This window comes from Actinomadura sp. ATCC 39365, from assembly GCF_054392275.1.
The window spans coordinates 6,975,254-6,995,768 of sequence record NZ_CP184335.1; the positions used below are offsets into that span (position 1 = coordinate 6,975,254).

Annotated in this window: 21 protein-coding genes; 11 read left to right on the top strand and 10 right to left on the bottom strand. The window is 73.7% G+C overall.

The window, feature by feature from the left end; genetic code table 11:
• Window positions 1–240: 240 nt before the first annotated feature.
• From ACNF49_RS34115 to ACNF49_RS34130, 4 genes are all read left to right on the top strand, one after another.
• A complete protein-coding gene (locus ACNF49_RS34115) occupies window positions 241–1,035 on the top strand; it encodes an ABC transporter permease (RefSeq protein ID WP_482940123.1) in 795 nt (264 codons plus the stop codon).
• Window positions 1,032–1,775, top strand: coding sequence for an ABC transporter permease (locus ACNF49_RS34120; RefSeq protein ID WP_482940124.1), 744 nt, complete (start codon window positions 1,032–1,034; stop codon window positions 1,773–1,775). The genes ACNF49_RS34115 and ACNF49_RS34120 overlap by 4 nt, the downstream gene beginning before the upstream one ends.
• Window positions 1,776–1,863: 88 nt before the next feature.
• Window positions 1,864–2,832 (top strand): ABC transporter substrate-binding protein, encoded by a 969-nt coding sequence (locus ACNF49_RS34125; RefSeq protein ID WP_482940125.1) that lies wholly within the window; start codon window positions 1,864–1,866, stop codon window positions 2,830–2,832.
• On the top strand, window positions 2,829–4,118 hold the full coding sequence (locus tag ACNF49_RS34130) for a flavin-dependent oxidoreductase (protein ID WP_482940126.1): 1,290 nt from the start codon (window positions 2,829–2,831) through the stop codon (window positions 4,116–4,118). The genes ACNF49_RS34125 and ACNF49_RS34130 overlap by 4 nt, the downstream gene beginning before the upstream one ends.
• 77 nt (window positions 4,119–4,195) lie before the next feature.
• Here the strand turns inward: ACNF49_RS34130 and ACNF49_RS34135 are convergent, their stop codons facing one another.
• The 3 genes from ACNF49_RS34135 to ACNF49_RS34145 all read right to left on the bottom strand — a co-directional run bounded on the left by ACNF49_RS34135 (window position 4,196) and on the right by ACNF49_RS34145 (window position 6,401).
• Complete coding sequence (locus ACNF49_RS34135) at window positions 4,196–5,101, bottom strand: DUF2382 domain-containing protein (protein WP_357976783.1); 906 nt, start codon at window positions 5,099–5,101, stop codon at window positions 4,196–4,198.
• A gap of 104 nt (window positions 5,102–5,205) precedes the next feature.
• Complete coding sequence (locus tag ACNF49_RS34140; RefSeq protein WP_482940127.1) at window positions 5,206–5,841, bottom strand: hypothetical protein; 636 nt, start codon at window positions 5,839–5,841, stop codon at window positions 5,206–5,208.
• A gap of 14 nt (window positions 5,842–5,855) precedes the next feature.
• On the bottom strand, window positions 5,856–6,401 hold the full coding sequence (locus ACNF49_RS34145; protein ID WP_482940128.1) for a DUF4142 domain-containing protein: 546 nt from the start codon (window positions 6,399–6,401) through the stop codon (window positions 5,856–5,858).
• Window positions 6,402–6,582: 181 nt separating this feature from the next.
• Between ACNF49_RS34145 and ACNF49_RS34150 the strand changes: the two genes are divergently transcribed.
• Window positions 6,583–7,032, top strand: a complete 450-nt coding sequence (locus tag ACNF49_RS34150) for a pyridoxamine 5'-phosphate oxidase family protein (protein ID WP_482940129.1) — start codon at window positions 6,583–6,585, stop codon at window positions 7,030–7,032.
• Between the two features lie 139 nt (window positions 7,033–7,171).
• On the top strand, window positions 7,172–7,459 hold the full coding sequence (locus ACNF49_RS34155) for a HesB/IscA family protein (protein ID WP_352327979.1): 288 nt from the start codon (window positions 7,172–7,174) through the stop codon (window positions 7,457–7,459).
• A gap of 52 nt (window positions 7,460–7,511) precedes the next feature.
• Here ACNF49_RS34155 and ACNF49_RS34160 read toward each other — a convergent pair whose 3' ends face one another.
• Window positions 7,512–8,489: an acetylxylan esterase gene (locus ACNF49_RS34160; RefSeq protein WP_482940130.1), complete on the bottom strand. Its 978-nt coding sequence runs from the start codon at window positions 8,487–8,489 to the stop codon at window positions 7,512–7,514.
• A 111-nt stretch (window positions 8,490–8,600) separates the two neighbouring features.
• On the opposite strand from ACNF49_RS34160, the gene ACNF49_RS34165 reads away from it, so the two are divergent.
• The gene (locus ACNF49_RS34165; RefSeq protein ID WP_357976799.1) at window positions 8,601–8,891 is read left to right on the top strand and encodes a hypothetical protein; all 291 of its coding nucleotides are present in this window, start codon (window positions 8,601–8,603) and stop codon (window positions 8,889–8,891) included.
• Window positions 8,892–8,901: 10 nt separating this feature from the next.
• Complete coding sequence (locus tag ACNF49_RS34170; RefSeq protein ID WP_482940131.1) at window positions 8,902–10,092, top strand: alpha/beta hydrolase; 1,191 nt, start codon at window positions 8,902–8,904, stop codon at window positions 10,090–10,092.
• 7 nt (window positions 10,093–10,099) lie between these two features.
• On the opposite strand, the gene ACNF49_RS34175 is transcribed toward ACNF49_RS34170, so the two are convergent.
• From ACNF49_RS34175 to ACNF49_RS34195, 5 genes are all read right to left on the bottom strand, one after another.
• Complete coding sequence (locus ACNF49_RS34175) at window positions 10,100–14,245, bottom strand: hypothetical protein (RefSeq protein ID WP_482940132.1); 4,146 nt, start codon at window positions 14,243–14,245, stop codon at window positions 10,100–10,102.
• Between the two features lie 78 nt (window positions 14,246–14,323).
• Window positions 14,324–14,593 (bottom strand): hypothetical protein, encoded by a 270-nt coding sequence (locus ACNF49_RS34180; protein ID WP_482940133.1) that lies wholly within the window; start codon window positions 14,591–14,593, stop codon window positions 14,324–14,326.
• 88 nt (window positions 14,594–14,681) lie between these two features.
• Window positions 14,682–15,206, bottom strand: coding sequence for a type II toxin-antitoxin system prevent-host-death family antitoxin (locus ACNF49_RS34185; protein ID WP_482940134.1), 525 nt, complete (start codon window positions 15,204–15,206; stop codon window positions 14,682–14,684).
• A gap of 67 nt (window positions 15,207–15,273) precedes the next feature.
• Window positions 15,274–16,218 (bottom strand): TIGR01777 family oxidoreductase, encoded by a 945-nt coding sequence (locus ACNF49_RS34190; RefSeq protein WP_482940135.1) that lies wholly within the window; start codon window positions 16,216–16,218, stop codon window positions 15,274–15,276.
• Between the two features lie 121 nt (window positions 16,219–16,339).
• Complete coding sequence (locus ACNF49_RS34195; RefSeq protein WP_482940136.1) at window positions 16,340–17,227, bottom strand: aldo/keto reductase; 888 nt, start codon at window positions 17,225–17,227, stop codon at window positions 16,340–16,342.
• A 264-nt stretch (window positions 17,228–17,491) separates the two neighbouring features.
• On the opposite strand from ACNF49_RS34195, the gene ACNF49_RS34200 reads away from it, so the two are divergent.
• A complete protein-coding gene (locus tag ACNF49_RS34200; protein WP_357976817.1) occupies window positions 17,492–18,052 on the top strand; it encodes a GNAT family N-acetyltransferase in 561 nt (186 codons plus the stop codon).
• Between the two features lie 134 nt (window positions 18,053–18,186).
• Here ACNF49_RS34200 and ACNF49_RS34205 read toward each other — a convergent pair whose 3' ends face one another.
• Window positions 18,187–18,816, bottom strand: coding sequence for a class I SAM-dependent methyltransferase (locus ACNF49_RS34205; protein ID WP_482940137.1), 630 nt, complete (start codon window positions 18,814–18,816; stop codon window positions 18,187–18,189).
• Window positions 18,817–18,944: 128 nt separating this feature from the next.
• On the opposite strand from ACNF49_RS34205, the gene ACNF49_RS34210 reads away from it, so the two are divergent.
• A complete protein-coding gene (locus ACNF49_RS34210) occupies window positions 18,945–19,709 on the top strand; it encodes an SDR family NAD(P)-dependent oxidoreductase (RefSeq protein WP_364337607.1) in 765 nt (254 codons plus the stop codon).
• A gap of 104 nt (window positions 19,710–19,813) precedes the next feature.
• Window positions 19,814–20,368: a DUF4142 domain-containing protein gene (locus ACNF49_RS34215; RefSeq protein ID WP_482940138.1), complete on the top strand. Its 555-nt coding sequence runs from the start codon at window positions 19,814–19,816 to the stop codon at window positions 20,366–20,368.
• The last annotated feature ends 147 nt before the right edge of the window (window positions 20,369–20,515 follow it).

Sequence of the window (20,515 nt, forward strand, 5' to 3'; positions counted from 1 at the left end):
GCGTATTAACCGGCGGGCCGAAATGGCGTGACCTCAACAGAATGTGACGCCGGACTCGGCGGCTTCAGGTGAGCGGAGTTTTTCCGGCCGGGCGGAAACGCACGGCTCGGTTACTGTGACTTCCGTTCCTCTCTGCCCGCCTTCCGGCCTGCCGCGGTGACGAATGGCCGGACCGATGTTCCGGAGAGCCGATAAATTGCCGCCCTACTCCCCCTGCTCCCCCGGCGCCGAGGCGTCGCCGTGCGCCTGATCCCCTCCCGCCCCTTCGACAGCGCCGCCGTGTGCGGCGTGACGGGCACCGTCGCGCTGCTGTGCGCCGCCGAGGCGGCCGGCCGCCTCGGGCTCGTCTCCCAGCTGGAGCTGCCGCTCGCCTCGGCGGTCCTGGCCACCGCCGCCGGGCTCGCCGCCGACCCCGCCTTCCTGGCCGACGTGCTGGCCACCTGCGGCGCGTGGGCGCTCGGGCTGCTGACCGCCGTGGCGGTGGCCGTGCCCGCCGGGCTGCTGCTGGGCAGCCTGCCACCGGTCGAGCGGGCCCTGCGTCCCGTGCTGGAGTTCCTGCGGCCCATCCCCTCGGTGGCGCTCATCCCCCTGGCCGCGTTCGTCTTCACCGGCCGGCTGGAGACGGAGGTCGCGATGATCGTGTACGCCGCGACCTGGCCCGTCCTGCTCAACACGATGTACGGACTGCGTGAGGTCGACCCGCTGGCCAAGGAGACGATGCGGGCCTTCGGCTTCGGCCCGCCGGCCGTCCTGTGGCGGGTCAGCCTGCCGAGCGCGGCCCCCTTCGTGGCGACCGGCGTGCGGGTGGCCGCGGCCATCGCCCTGATCCTGGCCGTCAGCACCGAGCTGCTGGCCGGCGCCAGCGGCATCGGCCACTTCATCATCGTGGCCGAGAGCAGCCCGGACGGCCTGCGGCTGACCATCGCCGCCACCCTGTGGGCCGGCGCGCTCGGCCTGCTCACCAACGCCCTGCTCGCCCATGCCTTCCGGCGGCTGTTGCGCTGGCACACGGCGCTGACGGGAGCGGCACGATGATCAGGTCCGTGGCGCGGCTGTGGGCCGTGCCCGTCGTCGTGGCCGTCTGGGAGCTGGCCACCAGGGCGGCGGGCAACCCCTACTTCCCGCCGCCGTCCACGATCGCGCTGCGCCTGCGCGAGTTGTGGATCAGCCGGACGGCCCTGGACGACCTCTCCCACAGCCTGGGCCGGCTGCTGACCGGGTGGGTGCTGGCCGGCGTCGCGGGCGTGGCGGCCGGGGTCGCCATGGGCCGCTCGCCGCTGCTGTCGAGGTTCGTGGACCCGGCCGTGCAGTTCTGCCGGGCGCTGCCGCCGCCCGCGCTGCTGCCGGTGTTCCTGGCGCTGTTCTCGACCGGCACGCTCATGCAGGTCGCGACCATCGCGTGCGGCATCGTCTGGCCGGTGCTGGTCAACGCCGCCGACGGCGCCCGCAACGTCGACCGGCTCCACCTGGACACCGCGCGGGTCTTCAGGCTGTCGGCCGGGCAGCGCCTGCTGCGGGTCGTGCTGCCCTCGGCGGCCCCGAAGATCCTCGCCGGGCTGCGGCTCAGCCTGTCGCTCGCGCTGATCCTCATGGTGATCGCCGAATTCTTCGCCACCGACGGCGTCGGTTTCCGATTGCGCGCCGCCCAGCGTTCCTTCGACCTGCCGGGCATGTGGGCGGCCGTCACCGTGCTCGGCGTCCTCGGTTATCTGCTCAATCAGGTTTTCCTGATTCTGGAACGCCGGGCGGTGGCGCATTATGGCGCGACCGAATAAAGCCGCCCGGGAATGAAGAAGATTGCCGGACGGCTGTTCCTTTTCCCCGGCACGCTTTGTTCACGAACTCAACTTTTTGGGAGCGTTCATGCGTCTGTTACTCGCGGCGGTCGCCCTCGCCCTGGCGGTGACCGGGTGCGGCGGGGCGGATCCACGGCCGTCGTCCGGCGGGCCGGAGAAGGCCGTGCTGAACCTCGGCATGCTGGCCCTTCCCGAGGTCGCCCCCGTCCAGATCGGCATCGACAAGGGCTTCTTCGCGGCGGAGGGGCTGACCGTCAAGCCCGTCGTGATCCAGGGCGGGGCCGCCGCGATGCCCGACCTGATCAGCGGCAAGCTCGACGTCCTGCACAGCAACTACGTCTCGGCGATGCTGGCCGCCTCGCGTGGCGTGGGCCGGTTGAAGGTCGTGGGCGACGCCTACGCGGCCAAGCCCGGCAACTTCGTCCTCATGACGCGGAAGGACTCGCCCGTCACGAAGCTGGCCGACCTCAAGGGCAGGAAGGTCGGCGTCAACACCCTCGGCAACGTCGCCACCCTGGCCGTGAGCGCGCTGCTCAAGCCCGCCGGCGTGGCGCCCGCCGACATCACCTTCGTCGAACGGCCCTTCCCGCAGATGGCCGGCGCCCTGGCCAACGGCGACGTGGACGCCGCCGTGCTGCCCGAGCCGTTCTGGCAGACCGCGGCCGCCACCAGCGGCGCCCGCAGCCTGTCGGACCTGTTCACCGGCGCGACCGCCGACTTCCCGATGGCGGGCTACCTGACCACCGAGCGCTTCGCGGCCGACAATCCGCGCACGGTGGCCGCCTTCCAGCGCGGCCTGCGCAAGGCGGTGGACCTGGCGATCGCCGACCCGGCCCAGGCCAAGGCCGCGCTGCTCAAGTACACGAAGATCGACAAGGCGACCGCCGACCTGATGGCGCTGGGCGGCTACTCCACCAGCGTCGACGAGGCCAGGTTGCAGCGCGTGGCCGACCTCATGCTGGAGTTCAAGGGCAACGGCTACCTGGAGGCGCCGTTCGACGTCTCCACCCTGCTCCTTCCCGGCGGCTCCTCATGACGGGCCTCGCGGGACGACGCCCGCGGCGTGTGGTCATCGCCGGGGCGGGCATCGCCGGGCTCACCGCCGCCCTCAGCCTGCACGCGGCCGGCATCACGGACGTGACCGTGCGCGAGGCCGTCAAGGACATCCGGCCGCTCGGCGTGGGCATCAACCTGCTGCCGCACGCCGTGCGCGAGCTCATCGAGCTCGGCCCGGGCGACCGCCTGGCCCGCATCGGCGTCGAGACGGCCGACCTGACCTTCGTCACCCGGCGCGGGCAGCACATCTGGACCGAGCCGCGCGGCCGGGCCGCGGGCCACGCCTGGCCCCAGTACTCGATCCACCGCGGCCGGCTGCAGGTCATGCTCCTCGACGCGGTACGCGAGCGGCTCGGCCCGGACGCCGTGGTGACCGGCTCCCCCGTCACCGGGCTCGACCACGACGCCGACCTGCTCGTCGGCGCCGACGGCATCCGCTCCGGCGTCAGGGCCGCGCTGTTCCCCGAGGAGGGAGAGCCGCTGTGGGGCGGTCACGTGCTGTGGCGCGGCACGTCGCGCGCCCGGCCGTTCCTGACCGGCCGATCCATGATCATGGCGGGCGACGGCGCCCAGAAGATCGTCATCTATCCGATCGCGCCGCCGGACCCCGACGGCACGCAGCTCGTCAACTGGGCCATCCAGCACCGGGCCCCCGAGACCGTCCCCCGGGGCGACTGGAACCGGGAGGTGGAGGTCGGCAAGTTCCTGCACCACGTGGCCGACGTGCGCTCCGACGCCCTCGACATCCCCGGCCTCATCGCCTCGGCCGACAAGGCGTACGAGTACCCGCTGGTGGACCGGGACCCGCTGCCGTACTGGTCGTCGGGGACGGTGACGCTGATGGGCGACGCCGCGCACCCGATGTACCCGACCGGGTCCAACGGCGGCACGCAGGCCGTCGTCGACGCCCGCGTGCTGGCCCACGCGCTGGCCACCGGCCAGGGCCTGGAGTTCTACGAGAGCCGGCGGCGGCCGGTCACGAACCGGATCGTGCTGGCCAACCGGGAGGACGGGCCCGAGGTCGTCCTGCGGCTGGCGCACGAACGCGCCCCTGACGGGTTCGCCGACATCGAGGAGGTCATCCCCCGGGACACGCTGGAGAAGATCGCGCTGCACTACAAGCAGCTCGCGGGCTTCGAGCCGGCCACCCTGAACGCCCGCCCCAGCTGGTCGGTCCCCCCGGACACCGGCCAGGGGCCTGTTCCCTCGAACGCCGGTCAGCAGTCGGTTCCACTGAACGCCGGGCAGGCCGAGGGCGCGCCCTGACCGCTGTCGCGTCCTGGAGGTGGGTGTGGTGAGGCGGGGGCGCGTGGGCGCCCCCGCGCGGGACCGGGCGCGGCCTCCTACCGCTTCGGCGGGAGGTCGTCCCCGCGGTTGCGGTTGCGGGTGTGCTCGCGCGCGTCGCCGTCCTCGTCGACCTCCAGGCGTTCCCTCCTGACCTGGCCCTCGACGGTCTCCTCGTGCTCGACGCGCTCCTTGTGCACGCGGATGTGCTCGACCGGCCTGGTCTCCTTGCCGATCACCGGCCGCTCCTCGTGCAGGGTGATCTGCTGCTCGTCCTCGCCGATCTCGTACGTGCCGGGCTCGCCGTCCCTGATGGGCTCGCGCTCGATCACGACCTCCTCGTGCGCGAGCGGCACCCTCTCCTGGACGTTCTCGGTCTCGACGTACTTGCGCAGCCGGACGTGGCCGCTCTCGCGGCTCTCCTTGCCGATGCGCAGCTGCTCCTCGGACGTGGTCATGTCGATGTCGCGGTCGCCCACGTCCCTGCCGCGCATCCGGCCCGGCTGCCCCGGCTGGCCCATCGCACCCGGCTGGCCGGTCGGCGGCTGGCCGGTCATGCCCGGGCGCCTGCCGCGTTCCTCGGCCGTCCGCGGCTCTCCGGCGGCCCGCTGGGCCTGCCGCTCCCCCGCGGCGGGCGAGCGCTGGGACGGGATGGTGGACGGCTGCATCCCGTAGTACCGGTAGAGCTCGGCCTCCTCCTCCAGCGACAGGCGGCCGTCCACGTCGATGTTGGGCGCGCCCTTGATCATCTCCTTGTCGAAGGGGACCCTGATCTCGTCCCCGGAACGGCGGGCGTTGGCCAGCGGCACGAAGGTCTGCTTCATGCCGAAGAACCCCGTGCGCACGGTCACCCACTCCGGCTCGCCGGTGCGGTCACTGAGGTAGACCTGGCCCACCTTGCCGATCGACTGTCCGTCCGACCCGATCACATGGCACTCGAGCAGGCTCCGGATCTCTGTTTGCATAGCCACGACGATCCCCCCGATTGTTCGTCCTGGTTCAAAAAGGACAAATACCCCAGAGAGTCGCATTTGCACACACGGGTCGGCCAGTCTTTGCCATAACCGGCCTACGGCGGAGGCACGCCGCGGCCCTCCCGGGAGCCCTCGTAGGCGGCCCGCCGCAGCCGCGTCGTCCATCCGGCCGGACGCAGGCAGGGGGCGCTGTTGAGCACGGGGTCGAAGGTCAGGTCCTCGCCGGGCAGCGCGGTGTGCAGGCGCAGGCGGGCCAGGTAGCGACCGCCCGCCCACAGGTGGAACAGCAGCGGACCGCGGGCCAGCGCGCCGGGCAGCAGCGCGGGATCGGCGGGCACGCGCTCCCCCTCGGGCCGGGCGACCAGCCGGTACAGACCCGTTCCGTACACGTACGCCGTGAGGCTGGAGTACGGCCCCGACGTGAAGGTGCGGCGCGGCACCGGCAGGGCGCCCACGCCGGTGGACAGCAGCAGGTCGACCCCGTTGGGCAGACGCACGGCCAGCCCCAGCACGTCGGGCAGCCGTCCAGGCAGGGACAGCCCCTTGGACAGCCGGGCCCGCACCTCGTGCTCGCCCGGCTCCCCCAGCGGCGCCGCCTCGACCGTCAGCGTGCCCGCCAGGAGCAGGCCGCGCCGGTGCAGCGCGCGGCCGTGCCGGAGCCCGGCCAGCGCGCGCGCCGCGGCGCGGGCGAAGGAGGCGAGCGCGGCCGGCACGCCCGCGCGGTCGGGCATCGCGGACGCCCTCGTCAGTAGTCTTCCTGCGCCTTCTTCAGCGCCTTGAGGTGCTCCTGCAGCGTCGGGGACGCGGACTTGGCCAGAGCCACCACCGCCGGCGAGGAGCCCTTGGAGATCTCCTCCTTGGTGGCCTCGATCGCCGTCTTGTGGGCCTTGACCATGCCGACGACGAACTCCTTGTCGAACTCCTTGCCCTTGGCGTCCTGGAGGCGCTTGGCCATGGCGGTCTGCGCGGAGGTCGGCGCGGCGGGAAGCTGGATGGCGAGCCGGCTCGCGGTCTCGGTCACCTTCTTGTCGAACTGGGAGTGGTCGTCGACGAGCATCCGGCCGATCGACTTGACCTGGTCGGTGGCGCCCTTCTTCTCGGCCAGGCGGCCCGCCTCGATCTCGGCCAGGTTCCCCTGGTGGATGGTGGCCATCCAGGCCCTGTCCTGCTCGGACGGCTGAGCGTCGGTCCGCGGCGCCAGCCCCGCGGTGTTGGTGGTGGCGTTGTCGCCGCACCCCGACAGGGCGACGACGGCCGCGGCGGCCAGCAGCATGGTCAGACGAGTACGCATGAGGTTTCCTATGACATGGTGACACTTCTCCGACACAGAGAGTAACCACGCGCTCGCGACTTCCTCCTCAGGCGCGCCGCGTCGCACCCCTGGCCGGGTGTCGCGGGCCGCCGCCGGGGTCCGTCATCATGTTGACGGACGTGACGCGGTCGACGTGACCGCCGAGAGCGCGAGGAGAAGGATGACGCCACCGGCCCGATCACCGGAGCAGCGCAAGCAGGACACGCTCGACCGGCTCGAACACGACGTAGACGCCTGGGTGGCCACGGCGGGCGACGGCGGCCCGTACATGACGCCGCTGTCGTTCCTGTGGGACGGGCACCGGCTCCTGCTCTCCACCGCCGACGCCACGCCCACCGCCCGCAACCTGCTCGACAGCGGCACCGTGCGGCTCGGCCTGGGCCTGACCAGGGACGTCGTCCTCATCCACGGCACCGTGACCGCGCAGCCGGCCACCACGATCCCGGACGACATCGGCGACGCGTTCGCGGTGAAGACCGGGTTCGACCCGCGGGTGTCGCGTGGGCCGTACACGTACTTCTGGGTCACGCCGGTGCTGGTGCAGGCGTGGCGCGAGGTGAACGAACTCGCGGGGCGCGACCTCATGCTCGACGGGAAGTGGACCGTCTGACCCGACCCCGGACGGCGTCCATGTCGTGATCGTCCACCGGCCGGGAATTCCCGGTAAAGAAAACGCCGAGAAGGGTTGGGCTCCGGCTTGGGGGGAATGGCAGGCAACTTCTGTACGTCGACCGTTTGGAGGAGCCGTAGTGCTCACCCTGACAGCCAACGCAGCCCAGGCCATCCGCGACCTGACCGCGTCCGCGCCGGAACCCGCCCAGGGCGGGATCCGCATCTCGTCGCAGGGCGAGGGCGCGAACTCGCTCACCCTCTCCCTGGCCACGGCCCCTGAGCCGGCCGACGAGGTGGTCGAGACCGAGGGCGCGCGGGTCTACCTCGATCCCGTGGCCGCGACCGTGCTGGACGACAAGTCCCTCGACGCCGGGGCCGACGCGCAGGGGAGCGTGTCGTTCATGGTGACCCCGCAGGCGGTGTGACGGGCAGCCGCCGTACCGGTGATCACGCCGGTACGGCGGCCCCGCACCCGGGTCAGCCGGCCAGGAGCTTGTGCAGGTAGCGGATCTGCTCCTCGGCCTGGTAGCCCGACCCGCCCTCGTGCCCGTTCCAGGGCCAGACGGTGATCTCCTTCGGCCCCTGCCAGTGGTTGTAGGCGGCGAAGACCGTGGAGGGCGGGCAGACGTAGTCCATGAGCGCGACCGAGTACAGCACGGGGACCCGGCCGCGGGCGGCGAAGTTGACGCCGTCGAAGTACGACAGCGTGCGGAACACCTGGTCGGCGCCTTCCCGGCGGGAGGCCAGGAAGCGCACCAGCTCCTGGTACGGGTCCCTGTCGGTGATCTCCACCGCCCGCCGGAAGTGCGTCAGGAACGGCACGTCCACCAGCGCGGCCCGCACCGACGGGCGCAACGCCGCCGTGGCCTGCGCGATCGCGCCGCCCTGGCTGCCGCCCGAGACCACGATGCGCTCGGCGTCCACCGCCGGGTGGGCCGCGGCCACGTCGACCGCCCTGGCCGCGTCGGTGAACACCCGCCGGTAGTAGTAGTCCTCGGGATCGAGGATGCCGCGCGTCATCATGCCGGGCGCCTGGACGTCGGCGCTGCCGTGCGGGTCGCCGGTCGCGCCGGGGCTGGTGGGGCTCGCGCCGCCGTGCCCCCGGGTCTCCATCACGAACACCGCGTACCCGGCCGCGGGCCACAACAGGTGGTCCTTCGGGAACCCGCGCCCGCCGCCGTAACCGATGTAGTGCATCACACACGGCACCGGCTCCCGCACGCCGCGCGGCAGGATGAACCAGCCGCGGATCCGGTGGCCGCCCCACCCGGCGAACGACACGTCGTAGACGTCGACGCCGCTCAGCGGCAGGTCGTAGGGCACGAACTCGGCGGCCGGGTCGAACGCCTCGGCCTCGGCCAGCGTACGGGACCAGAAGTCGTCGAAGTCGGCGGGCTCGTCGCGGTCGGGGAGGTAGGCGCGCAGTTGCTCGATCGGGAGGTCGAACAAGGACATGCGGGGGCTCCAAGCTGTAGGCAACCCTGATATTTCACCTCATCAGCCCAGGTAAGCGCTATCCTCCGTCGGCGGAAGCTGAAAGCGTGCGTGCGGGGTAGTGGTGATCGCGTGACCGAATACGTGATCGAGGTTCCCTCCTCCCATCTCTATCCCGGCCTGGTGCTGGAGGCCCCCGCGCACGCCGCGGACTTCCTCGTGCTGTTCGCCGACGACTCCGAGTCGCGGGCCCAGCTCCTCGGCGACGCCTCGGGACGTCCGGTGCTCAGGGTCGGCGGATACATGACCACGAACGGCACCGTCATCGACGAGCGGGTGTGGACCGTGCGCGAGACGCTGCGCACCGGCGACCGCCTGCGCATCCGCCTGGGCCGCTCGCTTCCCTCCCCCGTCGGGGGCTAGCGTCCCCTTTGTGAGGTATTTCGCCGGGATGGTGGCGGGCGCCGCGGTGCTCGCGCTGTCGCCCGTGGCCGGGCTGGCCGCGCTGGCCGGGACGGCGATGGTGGGCGCGCGGCCCGGGGTGTTCACGGTGGCCGGGCTCGCGGTGTTCGCCTCGGTGCTCTATCTCGGGCTGCTGCTGTGCGTGCCGCGGCCGGGCGCGACGTGGGGGCGGTGGTTACGGGCGGCGCTGATCCTGGCCGTGGAGGTGGCGGTGGTCTGGCGGGTCGCGGACGCGACGCTGACCCCGCCGCCGGTGCCGGCCGCGGCCTCGTCGCCGGTGGCCGGGCAGCGCGAGTGGCGGCTGCCGACGGGCTCGCGGCTGGCGTACGTACGGGTCGCGCCGAAGCGGGTGACCCGTACGGAGCCGGTGGTGTTCCTGTCCGGCGGGGCCGGCCTGGCGGACCTGGCCGGCGATCCGGCGTTCTACCGGCGGCTGGCCGCCGACGGGCACGAGGTGTACGTCTACGACCGGGTGGGCGCGGGACGTTCGGCGCGGCTGCCGGACCCGGCCGCGTACGGGCTGGGGCGCGACGTGGCGGACCTGGAGCAGGTGCGCCAGGCGATCGGCGCCCGCCGCCTGAACCTGGTCGCGCGCGGCGAGGGCGCCCGGCTCGCGGCGGCCTACCTGTCCGCCCATCCGGACGGGGTGGCCAGGGCGGTGCTCGCCTCCCCCGCCGATCTCGACCGCGCCCGTGCCGCGACGCTCCTGGACGACGGCCCGCCCAGCCCCAGGATGCTGGCGGTCCACACGCTGCTGCGGGTCGAACCGACGGCGGCGCACGCCTTCGCCGGCGACGCCGAACTCGACGCCCGAGCCGTCGGCGCCGCCGTGTGCGCGAAGGGCCGTCCCGCCGAGAAGCCGCCCCTGACCCAGTTGGAGGGTTCGGGTGGGTATGCGGGGCTGGTGGATCGGCCGTCGCCGCCTGGGATGCGGGAGGGGCTGGCCCGGGTGGCGGCGCCCGTGCTGGTGGTCAAGGGGCCGTGCGACGGGGAGAGCTGGTCGGCGGCCACCGATGTCCGGAAGGCGATCCCCGGTGCCGGGCTCGTCTACGCCGAGGGGCGGGGGGCGTACCTGGCGACGCTGCGGGCGTTCCTGGCGGGCCGGGCGGTGCCCCCGTACGAGGGCGCCACCCCGCCGCCCGGCTACCGGGGACCGTGGTGACCCCGGATCAGCGGTCCTGTGTCCGGGGCTCCGGGCGGCCGGGGCGGGCGCAGGGGCCGGCCGTGGCCGCCGCCACCTTCCAGCCCGCGTCCGGGAACGGCGACATGAAGTGGGTCAGCAGGTCCACCGCGTAGTCGGGGGCCTGCCCGCCGGGGTCGAGGAAGGACACCATCTGCGGGCCGTCGGAGCCGCGCAGGGTGATCGAGCCGCCCCTTCCGCCGGAGGCGAAGCCGGGTTTGGCGTCCACGGTGAGGCAGGCGAGCCCGATCCCGGCGGCGGCGATCTCCTGGCGGGCGCCGATGCGGCGCATGCGCTGGTCGTAGCGGCGCAGGGCCAGCGAGGTGGCCCGGGTGAGCCGCAGGGAGCCGGTGAAGGCGTCCGCGCCGATCCTCCTGCTCAAGCCGACCCGCAGGGAGACGTCCGGCCGCAGGTCCACGCCCTTGGCGGCCAGATGGAGGCGGTCGTAGGCGCCCTCGAAGCCGGGCGCGAGGAACCCGGCCGCGGGCGGGGCCTTGAGCCCGAACGGGATCCGCCCCGGCCGTACCCGCAACCAGGACACGCGCCGGACCGCCAGCGACACCTCCCGCACGGCGCTCGCGCCGAGCGCGAAGTCCCCGCCGACCTGATAGGTGAGGAACCCCGAGGTGTACGGGACCTCCTTGGACACCGCGATTCGCTGCCGCTGGACCGGGCCCACGCGCAACCCGGCGCCCACCGCGATCCGGCCCGTCGGCCCCGGTTTCGAGACCAGGTCGAGCGACTGGTCGGGGTTGAGCCGGATCGTCGTGTCGGCGGCCAGGTCCTCGACCGCGAGCGAGACGCCGCCGAGCCGCCCGGACGGGTCCACCAGGCGGCCGTCCACGGCCAGCCGGCCGTCCAGGGTGCTCGCGCCGCCCCGGTAGGTGAGCGTGGGGACGCTCAGCCCGGCGGCCGAGGCGTCGGCGTCCATGCCGAGCACCGCCGGGACGTCGGTCAGGCGCAGCCCGCCGCTGCCCCGGCCGGGCAGGGTGACCTCGGCGGTCAGGCGTTCGATCGGCGCGGAGTTCCGTACCCGGATGCGGGTCCTGGCCCCGTACGTGCCCCGCACGTCCACGGCGGCGGGCACCGGGTCGAGGGCGACGTGGCCGCGCAGCCCGCCCGCCTCGGCCCGCACGTCGAGCGCGCCCAGCGTGGCCGGCGGCTCGACGCGGTAGGCGACGTGCCCGGCGTCCAGCGGGCCCAGTGACATCCGGGTGATCCTCGGCGGCAGCCGGGTCAGCGTGGCCCGCGCCTTGACCGGGACCGGCGCGAGCACGCTGCTGGCCAGGTGGAGGGCGAGGGTCCGGCGCCTGGGCGCGAACCCGGAGAAGGCGAACGTGCCGCCCGCCGGGTCGATCGTCACCTGGCTGGGCAGGCCGGTGACGTCGAGGTAGCCCTGCAGGCCGTAGCAGCCGCGTCGTGCCGTGCAGAACGGGCCCTGCCCGCAGCCCCCGGCCGGGCAGCCGCCGTCCACCAGCGAGAGGCCGCCCTCGACGACGGGCGCGGGACGCATGCGGGCCAGCGCGGCGGTCCTGCCGAGCCAGGCGCGGGCGGTCACGCCGAGCCGGGAGCCGGAGTAGGTGAGCCTGCCCTCGGGCGTGGCGGCGACGCTCAGGTCGCCCGGCACCGGCCCCACCCTGCCGAGGACGCCGAAGCGCACGTCCCCCAGGACGATGTCGGCGTCCACGGCCAGCCGCTGCCGGGCGGCGCGGAACCGGGCCAGGAAGCCCTGGCCGGACGGGCTGAGCTCGACCCGCGACAGGCCCCTGACCAGCACGCTGGCGTCCATGTCGCCGCCGGCCCGGTCGTAGTGGGCGGCCAGGTGCGGGCCGTCGGGGGACGTGGCGCCGTCGTGGTTGGCGACGGCCAGGGCCGCCGACCCCACCGGGCCGGACAGCCCGCGGAAGCGGTAGCCGCCGCCCTTCCAGGCGGCCTCGAAGCGGGCCGGGACGCCGGTCACGTCGGCGGCGGCCCTGAGCACCCGGCCGGCCGTCCTGATCCGGGCCAGCGCCGACACCTTGGCCACGGGGGCGCTCGCGGTCCAGGCGAGGGTCCCGGCCGCGGTGTCGGCGGCCAGTTCGGCCCGTTTCGGCACCCCGTCCACCGCCACCCGCACGTCGTCCCCGGCTGGGGCGCCGTCGAGGGTGGTGACGTACGACCTGGCCGCGTAGAGGCGCAGGCCGCGGAGCCGGCCGGACGTGGTGGCCGCGACCGACGAGCGCGCGCCCAGCGTCCAGGCGGTCCTGACGTCCCCGCGCACCCCGCGGACCGTGCCGTCGATCGTCGGCCCGCTCCGGACGTCGGCGTAGGCCGCCCGGACCCGGTCGATCACGCCGCCGGCCCGGTAGACGGCCGTCCCGGCGGCGGGGTCGAGGGTGAGGTCGGCCTCGGCGGGCGTGTTGGAGATCTCCAGGCGTGCCAGGCGCCTCCCGTCGAGGCCGGCCGCGGCCACGAAGGACCTGCCGCTCGCTCTGGCCTCCAGGTGAGCGTGCGGCGCGCTCCCGTACGTGACGTCGACTTTCGACACGCCGGACAGCAGCGCCGAGACGCCGGTGGCGGCGCCGTTCCTGATCAGGGTGACGTGGCCGCCGGCGGGGCTGGAGATCGCGCCGCCGCCGCGTTGCAGGACCGCGGCGAACCGGCCGATCGGCGAACTGGCCGTCTGCGTGACGCGGTGCGCGGCCGGGTCGTTCTCCATCCGGACCCGGGCCGGCAGACCGCTCAGCTCGGCCCGCAGCACGGTCCTGGACGCGGCCCGGTCGTAGTAGAGCACCTTGGCCGAGCCCGTCCGCGCGGGCCCGGACGACTCGACGGTCAGGCTCTGCCTGCCGCCGGACGAGACGTGGGCGGCGGTGAAGGAGCGGGGCACCTCGCGCAGCTCGGCGCTCGCCGCCGTGGCCAGGCGGCCGTCGCGGTAGAGGTGGCTGTGCAGCTCGGCGCGGGCGATCGGGGCGGGGGCGGTGAAGCGCATCCGTCCGCCCGCCAGGCGCACCTGGGCGCGGGTGGGCATGCGGTCCAGTACGGCCTGCGTGTAGCGGCCCGGGGAGACGGCGACCGCGTCCAGCCTGGCGGACCGGGAGGCGGTGACGTCCAGCTCGACCGCCGGGGAGGTGATGGCGGCCGGGGTGGGTGAGCCGAGGGTGGCCTCGACGGTGAGCCGTTCGGTGGCGGGGGTCTGGCGCAGGCTCACCGCCGTGCGTCCGGTCAGCCCCGCCAGGGTGACGGCGGACGGTCCCGGGTCCTTGCGGGTGACGCTCGCCCTGACCGTCCGGCCGTCCGGGTCGATGGTGAACGTCCCGCGGTCGAGCACCGACAGCGACGCGCCGCCGCGCAGGCCGTCGAACCCGACGGTCACCCTGCCGTCGTACTCGGCCCAGACCAGTGCCCTGACCCTCTTCCCGGACAGGCTCCTGACGGCGAACCCGAGCCCGATGCCCCCGTTCCCGGGGTTCGCGGCGGGCACCAGGTCGGCCGCCAGGTCGGGGAGACCGTCGCCGGTGACGTCCGCGGCGACCGGCACGGCGACGGGCCTGCGCGCCGAACACGCCACCGCCCGCTCCACCCCCACCACGCACAACCGGTACATCACCCCTCGCCTCCTCGGCAGAGCCCCACCGGCCGCATCACCCACCGGCCCTCTCGGCGAAACGGCCGCGCGGCCTCCCTGGGGGCGGATCGGGGGGTGGATGTCCGGGCGAAGGGCGTCCAGGGCCCTGGTGACCGCCCGGGGCGGGGGCAGGAGGGTCAGCGGGGCGGCGCCGGTCGTGTCGGGGAGGAGGGCGGCGGGGTCGGGGGCCCGCCGCCCGAGCCCCTGCCGTTCCTGCCGCCGAGCGGCCTGGGCGGCGATGGCGTCGGCGAGGCCCGTCCCGGCGGGCGTGGTGATCTCCGGCCGTTCCGGCCCCACCGGCCCCTTCCCCATCGGCCGTACGGCGGGCGACGGCCCCGACGGGACCCGCACCACGGCAGGCGGCGGCTCCGGAACCGCGGGCACCGCCTTCGCCGTCACCTGACCGCCCGTCGACGCCTGGACGACTCGCGCAGTCGCGGCGTGACCGGAGGCGGCGACGGGCGGACCTACCAGTGCGGTGGCTGCGATGGACGTCGAAGCGAGCACGCGCAGAAGGGCGTGCGGCATGAAGCGTTCCCCCGAACCCGTCTAACTCATCCCATCAGAAACAATGGTCACGAGATGACCATATTTCCTCACTAATCGTCAAACGCGGCGCAACATGGAACTCCAGTTTCCGCCCCCCTCGCCCCCCGCCACGTCGCCCCCGCCGACGCGTTCGCAACCGTCCCCCAGCACACCGGCCACGCCGGACAGCCGGGCGGGGCCGGCGGCGTACACCAGGTGCCGCTCGGCGGCCGGGACGGACGCGGCGACGATGGCCGGCGACATGGCGGTGCTGATCACGGTCGAGACGTTGACCAGCATGAGCCGTACACCGTCGACCACACCGAGCCGGTCCTGCGGCGCGTCCATCGTGATCGCGGTGGTGTCGGCCGTGATGAACAGCCCGCCGCCGACCCCGAGGGTGGGGATCGGAGTCGGCGCCCGGGGTGGGGGATGTTCAGCCCAGTGTGCGTAGGGCCTGTTCCGCGGTGTCGCCGATGCCGACGGCCACCTCGCCGCCCTCGCCGTCACGCGCCACGGCGATCACGCCGGACCCGGTCGGATGGCGGCTCAGGGTGACCGTGCAGCCGTCACGCAGCAGCGTCTCCACGTCGGGCGTCCCCGGCGGCGCGGCCCGCTCACCGGACCCGGGCCCGAGCAGGCGGGTGGCCGCGATCAGCGCGGCGACCGGCGTCCGGTGCCGGGCGAGCAGCACGGGGCTGTCGTCGTACGGCTCCGAGACCTGCCGGACGAGCTCCCCCAGCTTGGCCTTGGCCGTGGACAACGACACCACGGGCAACCCGGTCAGCATCCCCGGAACCTTGGACAGCGGCACCAGAGCGGCCCACTCCCAGCGCTCCCGCGTGATCAGCGTGATCTGCCCCTCGCCCGCCGCGCCCACCAGCGCCCCCCAGCGGGACCGTGCCTCCTCGACCCCGATGGGCACGCCCAGCCTGTCCTCCATCTCGCTGTAATTGATCATGAGAAAACCGTAAGGCACCTTACGATATTCGCGCAAGGATTCTCGCCCGCCGCCGCGTGCGGCGCGCTCACCTCCCGCGACGCACCCTCCGGACGAGGTCCTCGGCGGCCTGCCGCCACTGCGGGTACTCGAAGTCGAAACCCGCCTCCAGCAGCCGGCCCGGGACGACCCGGCGGCTCTTGAGCAGCAGCTCGGTGTCGGACCGCAGCGCGTACGCGCCGAGCTCGGCCATCCACCGCGTCGCGGGCAGGCCCACCGGCACGCCCCAGGCGGACCTCAGCGTGCGCATGAACGCGGCCTGCGGCAGCGGACCGGGCGCGGCCAGGTTGACCGGTCCGGCGAGGTCGTCCCGCCCCGCCAGGAACTCGACCGCGCGGACGAGGTCGCGGTCGTGGATCCAGGACACGTACTGGGCGCCGCCCGCCAGCGGCCCGCCGAGGCCGAGCCGGGTCATGCGCAGCAGCACGTCGAAGACGCCGCCACGGTCGGGGCTCATCACCATGGCGGTGCGCAGGGCGACCTTGCGCGTGTGCGGGGTCCCGGCCCGCTCCTGCTCCCGCTCCCACGCCTTGGCGATCTCGACGCTGTAGCGCCAGTAGCCCGGGACGCCGGGCTCCGCACCGCCGATCAGGCCGGTCGCCTCGTCGTTGGGCGCGTCGAAGCGGTGGGCGTAGACGGTGGCGGTGCTCATCTGCAGCCAGACCCGGGGAGGACGTGCGGCGGCGGCGATCGCCCGTCCCACGACCCGGGTGGAGCGCACCCGCGAGTCCATCATGGCCCGCAGGTTGGCGGGGGTGTAACGGCAGTTCACGCTCCGCCCGGCCAGGTTGACCACGAGGTCGCTGCCGTCGATCTCCCGCGCCCACGCGCCCAGGGTCTCGCCGTCCCAGGCGACCTCGCCCTTGCGGGACGGCCTGCGGGTCAGCACCACGACCTCGTGGCCGGCGGCGGTCAGCGCCCGGCGGAGAAGCTCGCCGACCTGCCCGGTTCCTCCGGGAATCACCGTCTTCACCTTGCCGACCCTACTCCCGTCTTTTGAACGCGTTCAGGGCGGGCCCCCGCAGCCGGGTCGCACGCTCGTAGCGGTGGAGGGTCCTGGTCAGGGTCGGGCTGGAGTTCGTCGTCGCGGCGGATCAGGCCGCGAGGGCGTCCAGGGCGTGCGTGTCCTCGTCGGTCAGGGCGAGGTCGGCGGCGGCCAGGTTCTCCTCCAGGTGGACGGCCGAGCCGGTGCCTGGCGTCGGCAGGAGGACCGGGGAGCGGTGCAGCAGCCACGCCAGCGCCACCTGCCCGGACGTCGCGCCGTGCCGGGCGGCCACCCGCTCGATCGCCGCCCCCGTCCCGGCGCCCGCGGCGAGGGAGCCGTTCCCCAGGGGGAACCACGGCAGGAACGCGATGCCCAGTTCCGCGCACCGCGCCAGCACCGGCTCCGACTCCCGGTCCAGCACGTTGAACCGGTTCTGCACCGACGCCGGCCGCAGGACGGTCAGCGCCTCGTCGAGCTGGTCCAGGGTGACGGTGTCGAGCCCGATGTGCCGGATCTTGCCCTCTTCGCGCAGTTCGGCCAGCGTGCCGAGCTGGTCGGCGAGCGGCACCGCGGGGTCGATGCGGTGGAGCTGGTACAGGTCGATGGTGTCGGTGCGCAGGCGGCGCAGGCTCGCCTCGCACATGGCACGCAGATCCTCGGGCCGTCCGGCGGGGTGCCACCTGTCCGGCCCGGTACGGATCACACCGCCCTTGGTGGCCAGCACCAGGTCGCCGGGGTACGGATGAAGGGCCTGGGCGATCAGCTCCTCGGCGATGTCCGGGCCGTAGTTGTCGGCGGTGTCGATGAGCGTGACGCCGCGGTCGACGGCCAGGCGCAGGAGCGCGACCGCATCGCCCGGCGTCAGGCGCGGGCCCCAGTAGCCGGGGCCCGTGAGCTGGGCGGTGCCGTAGCCGAGGCGTCGCACCCGCAGCTCACCGGCGATCTCGAACGTCCTGCCCACCACCGCGCCCGCCTTTCCCCTGATGAAAGCGCCCATCGTACGGCGGCCTCACCGCCGGGACCGCCGTACCCCCTGATGGGGACACCGTTGGCGAGGCAGATCAAATGGCAGCGGCGCGAAGGGCAGCCTGGCCGGGCCACCAGCTTGCCCTGGGCCGACGGAACCGATCGAGGCGGACTCCGCGTGCGCTTTTCCATGCGTGACTGCAGGGCCGGTCCCAGCCTCTGCGCCCGGGGAGCCGGCTGGTCGACCACCCCAAATTTCGTGGACGTCTGCCGGACGCTTTGCGACCATCGCACGGTGACAGATGAAGCCGATCGCCGGACGTCGTTCCCCACCGGTCCGAAGCATGTGCGCTTTGTCGCGTTGTCGAGCACCGCGATGTCCGCCCTGCTCGATGGGGATCTGGCCACGGCCGGCAGAACGGCTGGGGTCGCTCTGACCGAGTACTTCGTGACGGACAGAGCACGGTGGTTGTGGCGGGTTCGCATCGACCAGATGGCCGCCGATCCCGACCACGCACGGTGGATGGTGCGGCAGGCGGTGATCGGGCCGGAAGATGTCGTCGTCGGTCATGCCGGCTTTCACGGACCGCCCGACGAGGCGGGCATGGTGGAGATCGGCTACGCGGTTGCTCCCGACTTCCGTCGCCAGGGCTATGGCCGGGCCATTCTGATCGAGTTGCTGCGTCGGGCCGCCGCCGAACCGGCGGTCAAGACCGTACGGGCGACGATCAGTCCCGACAATGTGGCGTCACTGGCCACGATCGCGGGCTTCGGCTTCGTCGAGGTCGGAGAAGACTGGGATGAAGAGGACGGTCGCGGACTCATCTTTGAAGCCCCCGCCAACCGCAGCCGCTAGGTGCAACCCTCCTCGTCCCGAACCGGCCCTCATTCTGTTGCTCTCAGCAGTGAAGCCGGCTCGGCACACAGCTCGTGACGTGGGACAGGCCCCGGCCGGGAGCCTGGGCCAGGCATCCGGCGCTCCAAGTGTGCTCAGAGTGTGGCCACCACCGCGTAGCGCTCGTCGGTGATCTCCTTGCCCCACAACGCCGGGTCGGGCAGGGGATGCACCCGGAGGTCGCCGACCAGGGGATGGAGGGCCGTGATCAGGTTGTCTGCAGTGACGCCGCCCATCCACGGGAAATGCTCACCCGGCACGTAGTCGGACTGCCCGCCGGAGGTCTGCCAGCGGCCCTCGACCAGCACCAGTCGGCCGCCGGGGCGCAGCAGCGACACCCAGCGGGCCAGCGCCGCCTCCGGATCGGGGATGGTCCACAGCAGGTGGCGGGCGAGCACGACGTCGAAGCGGCGGTCGCCGACGGGCGGGGCGGCCGCGTCTCCCGTCAGCACCGTGGCGCCGGTGGCGGCCAGCTTGGCGCGGGCGCGTTCGACCATCCGCGGGGCCAGGTCGACGGCGGTCAGCCGATGGCCCTGGACGGCCAGCAGCAACGACAACGAGCCCGTGCCGCAGCCCAGGTCGAGCACGTCGAGCGGCCCGGCGGGCACCCACTCGGCCAGCCGCGCCGCCCAGGCGGCCCTGACCTCGGGGTCGCGGAGCCCGTGGTCGGCCTCGTCGTCGAAGGAGTCGGCGGCGGCGTCCCAGAAGCCTGCGATGGTCGTCATGACTCGCATCCTGGCAGGCGGCCCCGACAGTTTCGCGCCTGCGGCCGAACGCCCCCAGGCGCGAGGTGGGCGGTCGCGATCGGGAGAACCTGGTGTACTGGTCTGACCAGTCGCTAGTGTTTCTCAGCATGACGGGATATGACGCGCTGTTCCGCCTCGACGGGCGGCGGGCCGTGGTGATCGGGGCCGGCAGCGGGATCGGCAGGGAGTCGGCGTTCGCCCTGGCCGCGCACGGGGCGTCCGTGGTGTGCGCGGACCGGGACCTGGCCGCCGCGCAGGAGACCGCCGCCGGGTGCGGGGGCACGGCCCGGCTGCTCGACGTGCTGGACGCCGACGCCGTCCGGGCGGCCGCCGCCGAGGAGCCGGCCGACGTGCTGGTGTTCACGGCGGCGACGAACGTGCGCAAGCGGCTGCTCGACTACTCCGGCGAGGAGTTCGACCGGGTGGTGGGGCTGAACCTGCGGGCCTCGTTCGACGTGGTGCGGGCGTTCGGCGCCGGGATGGTGCGGCGGGGGCGCGGGTCGATCATCGGGTTCGCGTCGATCCGGGCGTCGGTGACCGAGCCGGGGCAGGGCGTCTACTCGGCCACGAAGGCGGGGCTGGTGCAGTTGCTGCGCACGGCGGCGGCCGAGTTCGGCCCGCACGGCGTGCGCGTCAACGCGATCGCGCCCGGCGTCGTGGAGACCCCGCTGACCAGACAGATCAAGGACAACCCCGACTGGTACGCCGCGTACGCCGCCAAGAGCGCCCTCGGCCGGTGGGCCACCGCGCCCGAGATGGCGGGTGCGGTGGTCTACCTGGCCGGCGACGCGGCGAGCTTCGTGACGGGCTCGGTGTTGTACGTGGACGGCGGCTGGACCGCCGTGGACGGCCGTTTCGATCCACCCAATTAACGCGAATACTCCCGACCGGATGGGGCAGCAGGCACGGGTCCCATTGAAGGGAGGGACTCATGAGAACAGCACGGAGCCACTTAGCACCCGCGGGAATCGCGGCCGTGCTGGCGTTGACCGTGTCCGCCACTGCACCCGCCGCGGCCCAGGCCGCCACCACCGTCCAGCCGGTGGCCGCGCCCGGCGCCGCAGCCGCCCAGTCCGTCCAGGCGTTCCACGCCTCGGCCCAGGACCGGGCGTACCTGCGGCAGGCGCACCGCGGCAATCTCGCCGAGATCGCGGCCGGGAAGGCCGCGCTCCGCAGGTCGCACGACAAGGACGTGCGCGAGATCGCCTGGCGGCTGATCCGTGACCACCGCAAGCTCGACGCCCGGCTGCGCGAGGTCGCGCACCGGCTGCGCGTCAGCCTTCCTGACGCGCCGAGCGCCGCCCAGCGCGACGACCTGGACGCGGTGCTCGCCCGCCGGTCCGGTCACCGGTTCGACCGGGCGTGGCTGCGCCTGGAGGCCGGGGCGCACGAGCGGACGCTCACGCTGATCAGGCGCGAGCTGCGGGACGGTCACTCCGGCTGGGTGCGGGACCTGGCGCGCGACGGCGCCCCCGCGGTCCGGCACCACCTGCGCGAGGTCCGCGCAGAGCTCGACCGGCACACCCGCTGACCGGGCGTGCACCGTCCCGCCCCGTGACCGGGACGCGAACCGTCTGACCGGGACGCGAACCGTCCGCCTGGAGACGTGAACCCTCCGGCCAGGACGGCACCCATCCGACTGCGGACGTGAACCGTCCGGCCAGGACGGCAACCGTCC

What these genes read in the sequence shown, in the direction of transcription:
- ACNF49_RS34120 (WP_482940124.1), top strand. Translation starts at nt 1,032, where the DNA reads ATGATCAGGTCCGTGGCGCGGCTGTGGGCCGTGCCCGTCGTCGTGGCC.
- ACNF49_RS34185 (WP_482940134.1), bottom strand. Translation starts at nt 15,206, where the DNA reads ATGATCAATTACAGCGAGATGGAGGACAGGCTGGGCGTGCCCATCGGG.
- ACNF49_RS34160 (WP_482940130.1), bottom strand. Translation starts at nt 8,489, where the DNA reads ATGTCCTTGTTCGACCTCCCGATCGAGCAACTGCGCGCCTACCTCCCC.
- ACNF49_RS34210 (WP_364337607.1), top strand. Translation starts at nt 18,945, where the DNA reads ATGACGGGATATGACGCGCTGTTCCGCCTCGACGGGCGGCGGGCCGTG.
- ACNF49_RS34180 (WP_482940133.1), bottom strand. Translation starts at nt 14,593, where the DNA reads ATGGACGCGCCGCAGGACCGGCTCGGTGTGGTCGACGGTGTACGGCTC.
- ACNF49_RS34150 (WP_482940129.1), top strand. Translation starts at nt 6,583, where the DNA reads ATGACGCCACCGGCCCGATCACCGGAGCAGCGCAAGCAGGACACGCTC.
- ACNF49_RS34145 (WP_482940128.1), bottom strand. Translation starts at nt 6,401, where the DNA reads ATGCGTACTCGTCTGACCATGCTGCTGGCCGCCGCGGCCGTCGTCGCC.
- ACNF49_RS34175 (WP_482940132.1), bottom strand. Translation starts at nt 14,245, where the DNA reads ATGCCGCACGCCCTTCTGCGCGTGCTCGCTTCGACGTCCATCGCAGCC.
- ACNF49_RS34125 (WP_482940125.1), top strand. Translation starts at nt 1,864, where the DNA reads ATGCGTCTGTTACTCGCGGCGGTCGCCCTCGCCCTGGCGGTGACCGGG.
- ACNF49_RS34205 (WP_482940137.1), bottom strand. Translation starts at nt 18,816, where the DNA reads ATGACGACCATCGCAGGCTTCTGGGACGCCGCCGCCGACTCCTTCGAC.
- ACNF49_RS34140 (WP_482940127.1), bottom strand. Translation starts at nt 5,841, where the DNA reads ATGCCCGACCGCGCGGGCGTGCCGGCCGCGCTCGCCTCCTTCGCCCGC.
- ACNF49_RS34130 (WP_482940126.1), top strand. Translation starts at nt 2,829, where the DNA reads ATGACGGGCCTCGCGGGACGACGCCCGCGGCGTGTGGTCATCGCCGGG.
- ACNF49_RS34195 (WP_482940136.1), bottom strand. Translation starts at nt 17,227, where the DNA reads ATGGGCGCTTTCATCAGGGGAAAGGCGGGCGCGGTGGTGGGCAGGACG.
- ACNF49_RS34135 (WP_357976783.1), bottom strand. Translation starts at nt 5,101, where the DNA reads ATGCAAACAGAGATCCGGAGCCTGCTCGAGTGCCATGTGATCGGGTCG.